Source organism: Neisseria iguanae (assembly GCF_003013245.1).
Taxonomy (GTDB): Bacteria; Pseudomonadota; Gammaproteobacteria; order Burkholderiales; family Neisseriaceae; genus Neisseria; species Neisseria iguanae.
The window spans coordinates 18,574-29,534 of record NZ_PXYY01000022.1; the positions used below are offsets into that span (position 1 = coordinate 18,574).

The following is a 10,961-nucleotide window of genomic DNA, read 5'->3' on the forward strand; positions in this document are numbered from 1 at the left end:
GTTCGGCCCCTTCAAGGTAAAATCGCATATTCCAACATGGGTATTTCATCATGACTAAATTTATATTCGTCACCGGCGGCGTCGTATCTTCATTAGGAAAAGGTATCGCCGCCGCTTCTATTGCAACTATTCTCGAATCGCGCGGCCTCAACGTCACCATGCTCAAGCTCGACCCGTATATCAACGTCGATCCCGGTACGATGAGTCCGTTCCAACACGGCGAAGTGTTTGTTACCGACGACGGCGCGGAAACCGACCTTGACTTAGGCCATTACGAGCGTTTCATCAACGCCACCTTAACCCGCCGCAACAGCTTCAGCGCAGGCCAAGTGTATGAAAACGTGATTGCTAAAGAGCGTCGCGGCGACTACTTAGGCGGCACCGTGCAAGTGATTCCGCACATTACCGACGAGATTAAACGCCGCATTCATGAAGGCGCAGCGGGCTATGATGTCGCCATTGTCGAAATCGGCGGCACTGTCGGCGACATCGAATCGTTACCGTTTCTCGAAGCCATACGCCAAATGCGCAGCCAGCTCGGCCGTAGCAATACCTTGTTTGCCCATCTGAGCTATGTGCCCTACATCGCTGCCGCCGGCGAAATCAAAACCAAACCGACCCAACACACAGTTAAGGAAATGCTGGGGATCGGTATCCAGCCGGACATCCTGATTTGCCGCATGGATCGCCCTATGCCGGAAGACGAACGCCGTAAAATCGCCCTCTTCTGCAACGTGGAAGAACGTGCGATTGTCGGCAGTTACGATGTCGGCAGCATCTACGAATGCCCTGAAATGCTGCACAGCCAAGGAATCGACACCATCATCACCGAGCAACTGCAACTGAATGTCCAGCAGGCGGATTTGACCGAATGGAAGAAAATCGTTCACGCCATCAAAAATCCGAAACACATTGCCAAAATCGGTATGGTCGGCAAATACGTCGATTTGACCGAATCCTACAAATCACTGATTGAAGCCTTGCGCCACGCCGGCATCCACACCGAAACCGATGTCCAAATCACCTATTTCGACAGCGAAGAAATCGAGAAAAACGGCGGTGACATTTCAGCATTGAAAGAAATGGATGCCATTTTGGTACCGGGCGGCTTCGGCGTGCGCGGTGTAGAAGGCAAAATCACCGCCGTGCGTTACGCGCGCGAAAACAACGTGCCTTATTTAGGCATTTGTTTAGGCATGCAGATTGCCTTAATCGAATACGCACGTGATGTGGCCGGTTTGCCGGATGCCAACTCCACCGAATTCAACCTGAAATGCGCATCACCCGTGGTTGCCTTGATTGACGAATGGCAAACCGCGGACGGCAGTATGGAAATCCGCGATGAGAACGCCGATTTGGGCGGCACCATGCGTTTGGGCGCGCAAAATGTCGGGCTCAAACCGGACAGCTTGGCCGCCAGAATCTACGGTAGCAAAGAAATCCGCGAACGCCACCGCCACCGCTACGAAGTCAACAACAACTTTGTGCCTGCCCTGGAAGCAGCCGGTTTAGTCATCAGCGGCCTATCTATGGGGCGCGAAAGTTTGGTGGAAACCATCGAATTGCCAAACCACCCATGGTTCTTCGCATGTCAGTTCCACCCGGAATTCACTTCGAATCCGCGCCAAGGCCATCCATTGTTTAACGCCTTTATAAAAACCGCGTTAACCAATAAATCAGCCTAATCCCTAAATGAAAAAAGCACCTGAACCATCAGGTGCTTTTTTATTTGGGTATGGACACAATTCAATTAGAATTTTACACGTACACCGACAGAAGCTTCATGAGAGTGAACTTTCGCATCGTTGAATTTGCCCCAGTAGTTATAACGGTAGCCTGCGTCCAAGGCAACATTTTGAGTCACATCATAGCTCACACCGGCCAATACGCCTGCGCCGATACGGGTTTTGCGATAAGAGCCTGAGGTTTTGGAATTGGTACTATTTGTAGTCCAGCTACCTGAAACACGGTTTAAACCGAGACGCGCACCCACATAAGGTTTAATCGGCTGGGACATATCAAAATCATAAACCGCCGATACGCCTACGCTTTGGAATTTGGCTTTGCCTCTGTCTCCTGAAAAATTGTACTTCTGATTTTTATGGTGGGTATAGTCCACACCTGCGCGCACGTTGTTGCCGAAATCATAACCAACAGTCAAACGGGGGCTGAAGCCTTTTTTTGCAGTTGAGCCTCCATCTTTCATTTTCACTTGAGATACGCCGACATCACCTTGTACATACACACCCGGTGCGGCCAAAACATGAGCCGACATCAGCAAACCGGCAACAATAACAGACATTTTCTTCATCATCGTAATTCTCTCAAAAAAAGCCAAGCACTATTGCATATGGCTGGATTATTTTAATCGTATGCAATAATACTGTAAAGGCTATTGTCGTTTTTTCTGGAAAAAAGAACATAACTAAAAGCATTTATCATACAATCCAGCATTTTTTCCTATTTTCAGACGGCCCAAGTAAGGTAATGGCCATATCAAAATAAGCCTGAGAACCACCATAAATTCACCGGTGAACGCACGCGGCTCAACCGCCAAACCTTCCAATTCCGTGGTATGTTGGCAAACAACATCAGACCGATGCCACCAACAGCCCAACGAATTGGGCTTGGGTTCCATCTCCACCACCAGCAACATAAACTGCAACATTTTGTGTACCAGCAATCCGATGTAAAGCGGCTTATACAAAGAAGTCTGCGAATGGGCGGAATAATCAGCGAGTATTTTATGTTTGCTTTAAACCGTCACAGCCGTTCGGGCAACCGGTCGCGTAGAACGATAATTCTGGCAACAGATTATGGCAGGCAAGCGTTTCGTTGGTTTTATCGGAGCGGCCCGGCCAGAAACGTTCGGCTTCGACTGTTGCGGCGAATACGGGACAGCTTGCCACAGACAGTACGGATAGTATGAAACCGATTTGGGTGTTGCTTCATCGACTGACAAAATTGTTCCCTTTAATCCAAGGCAACCGACATCGTACCCATTTTTTTAGTGATCGCACTATACAACAAATCTGCATAAAATCGAGACAAAGCCTGAGACCTTAGCAAAACCCTTTCTAACCGACAAAAGGCTAATGGTTACTAAATAACCTAACCTTCCCCCCCCCCTAAAATCCTCTAAATTCCCGTAAACTGCCATACCAATAGAATTTAGAGGATGTTCTCCATGGGCAGCTTCTTCAAACAAACCGCCGAAGCCATAATCGCCAAGCATACCGGCTGCTTTCCATTGCTTAAAATCCACGTCATTACCGGCCGGCAACCTGTTGCCCTTTCTCCCGAACAACAAAAAGCCGTTATGCCCGCCACAACGGCAGCCGTCCCCCTGTTCATGACTGTCCGTGTCCAACGCCGTTTTACCCGGCCGATGGCACAGCCTATCCGACCCCGGACACAGCACTGTTACCCGTATTGACTTTTAACGCTGCTGCAGTTTTGACGAACCCGACACTCCCGACTACAGCACACTCTGCCGCTACCGTAGCCGGCTGGCGCAAAACAATACCCTTTCCGAACTGTTGGATTCGATTAAACACCAATTGACCGGAAAAGCTTAAAAATCAAAATTCAAAATACCAAAGCCGCCGTTATTGACGCCACCATTATCCAAACCGCCTTCGGTAAGCAGCGGCGGGTTATGAAAACCGATGAAAAAGGTGTGCCTTCAGAAAACACACCCGGTAAAGAATAAGATGCCTGCCAGGTAAAGAAAGACGGTAAGTTCAAATCCGGTTATAAACAACACACCCGTACCGACGATAAAGGTTATCTTGAAAAGCGGCACATCAGTCCCGCGAACGGACACGGGTGCAAACACTTCGAGCCGCTATTTAGCGATAAGGTTTATGCCGATAAAGGTTATGACGGCCAAGCCGACCGGGCGTTGCTTCAAAGCAAAGAACTTTCAGACGGCATGATGCGTAAAGCACACAGCGGCTGCCCGTTAACGGAAGGAGAATCAGGAAAGAAATCAGCCGTTGCCGGAAACGCGTTATGTGGTGGAACAGCGTTTCGGAACGCGACACCGTACATTCCGATCCAACCATGCTTCTTATTTCGGATTGCTGAAAGTCGCAGCGCAAAGCCGTTTAAAGGCGGTTTGTGCCAACCTAACTAAAGGCTGCCAACAGGCTTCGTGTGCCTGTTTTTGTCTGAAAGCCCTCTGAAGACGGGGAATATAGAAAATATAAGGGCCTTTGGGCCACAAAAAAACTTATTTAATAGCCTAAGTAAGCTTTTTTGGTTTTAGGGGAAGGGTTTTGCAAAGAGATCAGGCCGTCTGAAAGAATAAATCTTTCAGACGGCCTTTATTGATTGCTTGATTATTTCAAACACTCTGACCTCAATGCGTATGCAATAAAAACCGTTGTTTATGCATCAGCAAAACAGCGGTTTTTTGGAATCGGCCGGTCAGAATTCGGCCGATTAGCGGAAGAAATCGCCCATACCGGCCGGCAAACCTTGGGTAAACGTGCCCATGGTTTTGTTGCTGGTTTCTTCAGCTTTGGCAGAAGCATTGTTTACGGCCGCCAAAATCAAATCTTCCAACATTTCTTTGTCATCGGCGGCTTCTTTAATCAAATCTTCGCTGATTTCCAGCTTGCGCACGATATGCGCACACGTCATCGTGACTTTCACCAAACCGTTGCCCGCTTCGCCGTCCACTTCGGTTTCAGCTAATTTGGCTTGGGCTTTTTTCATGTTTTCCTGCATTTGCTGGGCTTGCTTCATCAGCCCACTTAATCCGGCTTTTCCGAACATTGTATGCTCCTAATTTACGTGTATGGAAAAATTATTCAGGACGAATCGTATCAGGTTTTGTCTCTGCTTGCACGGGCTAACGGATTAAAAATATTTCAAGGCCGTCTGAACGCATGGTTTTGTTGGCGTCATGTTTTCAGAACGGCCTGGTTCAAGCATTTACCCGCCCTGTTCACGATTCGCTTGGCTGCTTCAATTCCAACGTGTCCGGCAGCCATTGCGCATCAAAGGTTTTCAAAATTTGCTGTGCGGTCGGGTCGGCAGCAAGCAAATCCTGCGCCTGCTGCCGTCCTTCTTCCTGTAAACGCTGACGGCGCATGGCTGGCGTTTCCCAGCCTTGGCCGTCATGCCACGGTTGGGTTTGCAGCTTCAACGGCAAATTGTAAGCAGCAGCCAATACATTTCGGATTTTGTCCAAGCGCTCCTTATTGGTGGTGGCTTTGGCCTCGTTGGTCAGCGACAAAGTCATCAGATGGTTGCCGCTGTCGTAGCCCACCCATACGGCATGTTGTGCCAACATTTGCGCCGCACCGAATCTCTTGGCAAAACGCTGCACCAAAACAGCCCAATTTTCCGGTTTAAAATCAGGTAGCGCAATAAATTGCGGCTCGTCTTCTTCCTCGTCGCCGACTTCATGGCTTTCTTCATCTTCGACCGGTGGCATGGGCGGCGTATATGGCGGCTCATTGATAAAATCATGAGGTTCTGAATCTTCCTGCCCGAAATACGGCGGCAGCATTTCCTTATTGCCAGGTTCAGACGGCATATGGGATTTATCAGAGGCCGTCTGAATATCAGCCATGTGCTGGCGAGACTGAATACGTTCGTTTTCAAGCATGGAGGGGTCGGCTTCTTGCGGAACAACAGGCAGTTCATCACGGGAAGGGGCCGTCTGAAGCGGTTCGGCTTCTACCGTTACATGAACAGGCGGCTCTTCCCAAGGTGGAATATCTTTGGTTTTCAACACGTTTTCAGACGGCACGACTGCAGCAGAAGCTGCCTGAACATTGGGTTTGTTTTCAGACGGCGGCGGAATCGACAGCAGCTTTTTTACGGCAGTTTCCCTGTGCCCGGATTCTTGAAGTTGTGTATGTTCAACCATATCATTCACGCCGTGTGCTTGTGCTGCCAGCGGGGCAAATGCCAGCATACGCAACAACGTCATCACAAATCCGGCGTATTCGTCCGGTGCCAAAATCAAATCCTGTTTGCCGTGAATCACGCATTGGTAATACAACTGAATTTGTTCGCCGCTCATCGCCCGGCTTAGTTGCAGTAAGGCTTCGCGCTCGGGGTCGTCATTCGCTACGGCTGAAGGCACGATCTGAATCAATGCCAGACGCTGCAGAAGCATCGCCAGTTCACCCAATGCACTGTCGAAACCAATCGCTCGGGCAGCCATTTCTTGTGCTTTATTCAACAATGCCCCGCCGTCTTGGTTGGCTACGCTTTGCAGCAATTCATACAGATAGCATTTATCGACCGCACCAATCATCTGGCGCACATCGTATTCGGCCACATTGCCCGAACCCATCGCAATGGCTTGATCAAGCAAACTTAAAGCATCACGCATCGAACCTGCCGCCGCCCGGCCCAGCAATTGCAAAGCGGTGGCTTCGTAAGAAATATTTTCGCTGTCGAGCACGTGTGCCAAGTGATCAGCCACCTGCTGCGTGGTCATGTTACGCAACACAAACTGCAAACAGCGGCTTAATACGGTAACCGGCACTTTATGCGGGTCTGTGGTGGCCAAAATGAATTTCACATGCTCAGGCGGCTCTTCCAATGTTTTCAGCATGGCGTTAAACGCGCTTTTTGAGAGCATGTGCACTTCGTCAATGATATAGACTTTGTATTTTCCGGCAGTCGGCGCATATTGCGCGTTTTCCAATACTTCACGGATATTGTCGATACCTGTGTTGGACGCGGCATCGATTTCCAGTAAATCAACATAGTGACCGGCATCGATTTGTGTACAGCTCTGACACACGCCGCACGGCTCACCGCGATCGGCATGTTCGCAGTTGAGGCTTTTTGCCAAAATACGGGCAATGGTAGTTTTGCCGACACCGCGCGTACCGGTCAAAAGATAGGCATGATGCAGACGGCCTTCGTCCAAAGCGTTACGCAGTGCTTTGACAACGTGTTCCTGACCGATTAAATCGGCAAATGTTTTCGGACGCCATTTACGGGCAAGCACTTGATAAGCCATATCTTTTCTCTACTTCATGATAATCGGGCCGTCTGAAACGAAAATCTTTCAGACGGCCTATTGAAAGATAGTGCATTTTAACATTTTTGACACATAAACGTACAAATGCATTATTTCCGCAATAAAACAAACCACTTTGTTGCAAGAACAAAATGGTTGCGTCATGAGGCCGGATTACAAACCGGCAGCACCGACTGCATTGGCGATGTCGCGCACGGCAGTCACATACATGCGGCTGTTGTTGTATTTCCAAACGCTGTAGAAGTTATTCAAACCCAAATAATATTCATACATACCCGGACTGGTTTCCAAACGGTACAATACCGCTTTTTCATGGTCGGCAACCGGTATTTGCGGCATCACGCCCAAGGCTTTGAAATCAGCCACGGTACGGGTGAGCGCGGTTTTTTCATCAATAATCGCCTGCAAATGCGGTGTTATATTCAGACTAACAGGTACCACCATTTTACCGCCGGTTTGCCAGCCGTGCTGCTTCATATAATTCGCTACCGAGGCAGCCATATCGCCGATATTGTTCCAAATGTCACGGCGGCCGTCGCCGTCATAATCCACAGCCCATTTACGGAAGCTCGACGGCATAAATTGCGGCATGCCCATCGCACCGGCATAACTGCCCTTGAAGCTGAATATGTCGCGATTTTCTTCTTTTGCCATCAATAGCAATTCGCCCAATTCGTTTTGGAAAAACTCAGCGCGGCGCGGATAATCAAAGGCCAAGGTACTTAAAGCATCCGCCACGCGGAAGCTGCCGGTGTTACGGCCATAATTGGTTTCAATACCGATAACTGCCACAATCAGCCCGGCCGGCACGCCGTACTGGTGCGCGACATCGTCAATCACTGCACGGTTGTCGGCATAAAACTGACGTCCGTTATTAAATTTGGCCACACCTGAATTACCGGTACGGAATTCATACCACGGACGGGATGTGCCCGGGCGGTACATGATGTTGATGATGTTGCCCTTATAGACCACACCGTCAAAGAAATTTTGCAATTCGGCGGCGCTCAAACGGCCTTTGCCGGCTTCGTAACGGATAAAATTCTGCACATTGGGATTGGCATTAAAACCGCTACTGGCCACCGATTCCGCCGCCGCATCAAAAGTCGGCCGTTTTCCGGCTTGTTTAATCGGTTTTAACGGTTGCTCATCGCGTGTGATGCTCGGTTTGTTGGAAGTGCTGCAGGCAGCCAACGCCGCGATAACGGCAACAGGAAGGAATACGAGAGATTTTTTCATGAAATATCCGTGAATGTAATTACAGGTTCGAGTGTAACAAAATTAAATAGTCAGATAAACCCTTCAATATTGAAAGGGAAATATTTAAACTTGCCATCAGACCAAGACTTTTGCCTATCTTTGGCACATTTCTCCGCAATATACTTTTCAAACACTTTGCCAATAATATCGAAAGGCACGGCAACGCCGAACGGTTCTCTTGATAACACTCAAAAACCTAAAACAACCGCTTCAGTAAAAAAACAAAAACGGTTCCGCATAAAAAGTATCAACAACCCGACCTTTTCCAACCCCTAAGCCGTCTGAACATAACGCTATAATCCAATATATGGCTGCTTAATTTAAAAATGACCATATGGACTCTGATATCCTATATCCGACTTTTTCCCGAAAAGGTAGACTTTACCCTAAATTTCAATTGCTTTCTTGCTTTTCAAGCAAGTGTCGGATTCAGGAATCTGGCCTCCGCTTTTGTCATCATTATTAATTTAGGGGCTGTCTTGGACAACCAGGGCAAATCCTATCTTACTAATTGTTTTAAAACTTTTATCCCGCTGTTGTCAAAACGCCGTTCACATTCCTTTAAATACAACTCGAAATGCGCTTTTGCGCAAATGCCGTTTTGCCTGATTCCAAAAATGCTTAATCCTGTTAATAAGGTTTTGTCTTTCAGCAAAATGGGCCTATTAGACATTAAGGATGATAAAAACCGCCGGAAACCTTATCATACAGGCCTTTTGGCAGTTTTTTGCCAATGTTTATAAAAAGCGTCCTTTTTGCCATCAAAACAGCCCGGTGAAGAACCACCGTAAAAACGGCAGGCAAAGATATAAATGCTCTCTGTGTAACACGTATCTCCCCACCCCAAAACCCGCATCCCCCGGGCTGCCCGCATACGGATACACCCACGGCAGGCAGACCTGTCGTCACCACCGCAACGGGAAAACCATCCGCCGTAAAACCAAACAGGCCCTTTCAAAGCCCATTCAATCGGAAAAGACTGCCGCCAATACCATCCTTCGGCCGCGGGTTCGGTGTCATGGTATTTCTGAACCGGCTATTGCCGTTTGACTTAAAAATGAGTACAAGTTTTTCCCATGCCGTCTGAAACCTGAAATCCGTCATTCCCGCACAGGCGGGAATCCGGAACGTGGGTTTTCAGTAATTTTTTACAAGTTCCCGTCCCGACGGAACCGGATTCCCGCCTGAGCGGGAGTGAGGGCATTTGGATATTTCTGTGCCCGTTATTTAGTAAAACAGCTATAGAGGGGAAATTCACTGAATTAAAGACCAAAACCCGATGCCCTCCGGGCTTGGGAAGAAGGGGTAAGATTATATTTGTCAGAAGATATTTTAGTAGCCGGGAGTAGGATTTGGGATGGAAAATCATCCCAAATGTCCAATAGGCCTTCGGCGGACAGTTCATTCGACCTTGCCGACCTTTGATTTCGGGCAATACAATTCATTCATTATCGGACGTTGTTTTATCGCTTAAATCTATCTTAGAACTACCTGAAAGATTGACGGTGTCTCAGACGGTTCAACAGCGCACTATCATAAGCGAATTGATCGATGACACGCTTAGAAACACAGCAAAACAACTAATTGATGAATTTGAGAAAACAAAATATTCAGACCGTGTAGCACGGTTTGAAGAGTTAACAGGTGAGATTGTACAAGATGGTCGAAAAACAAAGGCGCAAGCAGCGTATCGCAACAGGAAAGCCGAAGCGCAGGTGAAGAAAGTAAGGGGTGTGAACAGAATCGGAAAAAAGCAGTATATTCCACATTCCCCACTTATGATGAAATCAGGCCGCCGAAAAGCATCGAAACACTTTCAGACGGCCTAAGATTATAACCGTATTTCCAATATCAACGTTTACCGCCGAAACCGAGGACACCTTCAAAAACACCAGCGATTTCTTCTGCATTTGGACCAAAAAAGCCCAAGCGGTAAGAACCATTGCCCACACGGGCAGATACTGCGTCTGCTTCAATACCGAAACCGCTGATTCCGACTTTATCAGGATTATTCATGTAATTAATCGTTGTAATATTGCCTTTAGGCAAAGTCACCGGCCCGGCTTGTGAAATTCCAGTAATGCGTCCGCTGCCTGTTTTATTTGCAAAATCGACATCATAGGACAATACGCCCGTTTCATTTGCCGTAAATGCAATGCCTTTATAATTAAACTGCCCTTCAGACGGCAATTGCTTGGTTGTATAACCTTTCAGAGTATCAACGATTAAATAGTCATCTGCACGCTCAAACCAACTTAAGCTCGGGTTGGTAAAGTCGGTACCTGTAAATTTCTTACCGACAACAACAACAGAATATGGTTGCTGGTACAAAGTAGCCGTGCCGTTTGCCACTACGGTATAAGTCGAGCCGTTTAGGGTAACGCGTGCGGTTTGAGGTCGTTCAAAATCCTGTGTCAGTTTGAATTCTACAACCGGATAATGCCGTCCGGCCGTCAAAACAAACCGCCAACTGCGGGAGCGTCTGCCCTCGGTTTGCAATCGGCATCGTCCATTTTTCCCCGAAGCCTTACCGATACCGCCATATAAAAGCTTCAGCAGGCCGGTTTCATTGGGGAATGCGCCTTGGGTTTTGGCCAGCTTCCGAAACTGGCGGTGTACCGCCTCTGCCGCATTGGTCGTATAAATCGGTTTGCGTACGGCTCCGGGGCAGCGGAAACAGGCAGAC

General features: G+C 48.2%; 8 protein-coding genes and 3 pseudogenes. 3 read left to right on the forward strand and 8 right to left on the reverse strand.

Annotation, left to right across the window (positions count from 1 at the left end; translation table 11 throughout):
• The first annotated feature begins 50 nt into the window (after positions 1-50).
• The gene (locus C7N83_RS05185) at positions 51-1,685 is read left to right on the forward strand and encodes a CTP synthase (RefSeq protein WP_106741128.1); all 1,635 of its coding nucleotides are present in this window, start codon (positions 51-53) and stop codon (positions 1,683-1,685) included.
• A 65-nt stretch (positions 1,686-1,750) separates the two neighbouring features.
• Here the strand turns inward: C7N83_RS05185 and C7N83_RS05190 are convergent, their stop codons facing one another.
• A complete protein-coding gene (locus tag C7N83_RS05190) occupies positions 1,751-2,302 on the reverse strand; it encodes an opacity family porin (RefSeq protein WP_425437495.1) in 552 nt (183 codons plus the stop codon).
• A 717-nt stretch (positions 2,303-3,019) separates the two neighbouring features.
• Entirely contained in the window at positions 3,020-3,265 is a 246-nt protein-coding gene (locus C7N83_RS14620; RefSeq protein ID WP_170064810.1) for a hypothetical protein, read from the reverse strand.
• On the opposite strand from C7N83_RS14620, the pseudogene C7N83_RS05200 reads away from it, so the two are divergent.
• Positions 3,188-4,176, forward strand: a pseudogene (locus C7N83_RS05200) (IS5 family transposase). The gene C7N83_RS14620 and the pseudogene C7N83_RS05200 sit on opposite strands and share 78 nt — an antisense overlap.
• 270 nt (positions 4,177-4,446) lie before the next feature.
• Here C7N83_RS05200 and C7N83_RS05205 read toward each other — a convergent pair.
• The 4 genes and pseudogenes from C7N83_RS05205 to C7N83_RS05220 all read right to left on the reverse strand — a co-directional run.
• Positions 4,447-4,782, reverse strand: a complete 336-nt coding sequence (locus tag C7N83_RS05205; protein WP_106741131.1) for a YbaB/EbfC family nucleoid-associated protein — start codon at positions 4,780-4,782, stop codon at positions 4,447-4,449.
• 172 nt (positions 4,783-4,954) lie between these two features.
• Complete coding sequence (dnaX, locus tag C7N83_RS05210; RefSeq protein ID WP_106741133.1) at positions 4,955-6,994, reverse strand: DNA polymerase III subunit gamma/tau; 2,040 nt, start codon at positions 6,992-6,994, stop codon at positions 4,955-4,957.
• 174 nt (positions 6,995-7,168) lie between these two features.
• Complete coding sequence (gene mltB, locus C7N83_RS05215; RefSeq protein WP_106741134.1) at positions 7,169-8,254, reverse strand: lytic murein transglycosylase B; 1,086 nt, start codon at positions 8,252-8,254, stop codon at positions 7,169-7,171.
• A 520-nt stretch (positions 8,255-8,774) separates the two neighbouring features.
• A pseudogene (locus tag C7N83_RS05220) lies at positions 8,775-8,934 on the reverse strand (IS1595 family transposase); the annotation flags it as partial.
• 846 nt (positions 8,935-9,780) lie between these two features.
• Between C7N83_RS05220 and C7N83_RS05225 the strand changes: the two are divergent.
• A complete protein-coding gene (locus C7N83_RS05225; protein WP_106741136.1) occupies positions 9,781-10,104 on the forward strand; it encodes a hypothetical protein in 324 nt (107 codons plus the stop codon).
• Between the two features lie 22 nt (positions 10,105-10,126).
• Here C7N83_RS05225 and C7N83_RS05230 read toward each other — a convergent pair whose 3' ends face one another.
• Positions 10,127-10,627 carry a factor H binding family protein gene (locus tag C7N83_RS05230; protein WP_245911136.1) on the reverse strand — a complete coding sequence of 167 codons (501 nt, stop codon included), beginning with the start codon at positions 10,625-10,627 and terminating at the stop codon, positions 10,127-10,129.
• A 49-nt stretch (positions 10,628-10,676) separates the two neighbouring features.
• Positions 10,677-10,961, reverse strand: a pseudogene (locus C7N83_RS05235) (transposase); the annotation flags it as partial.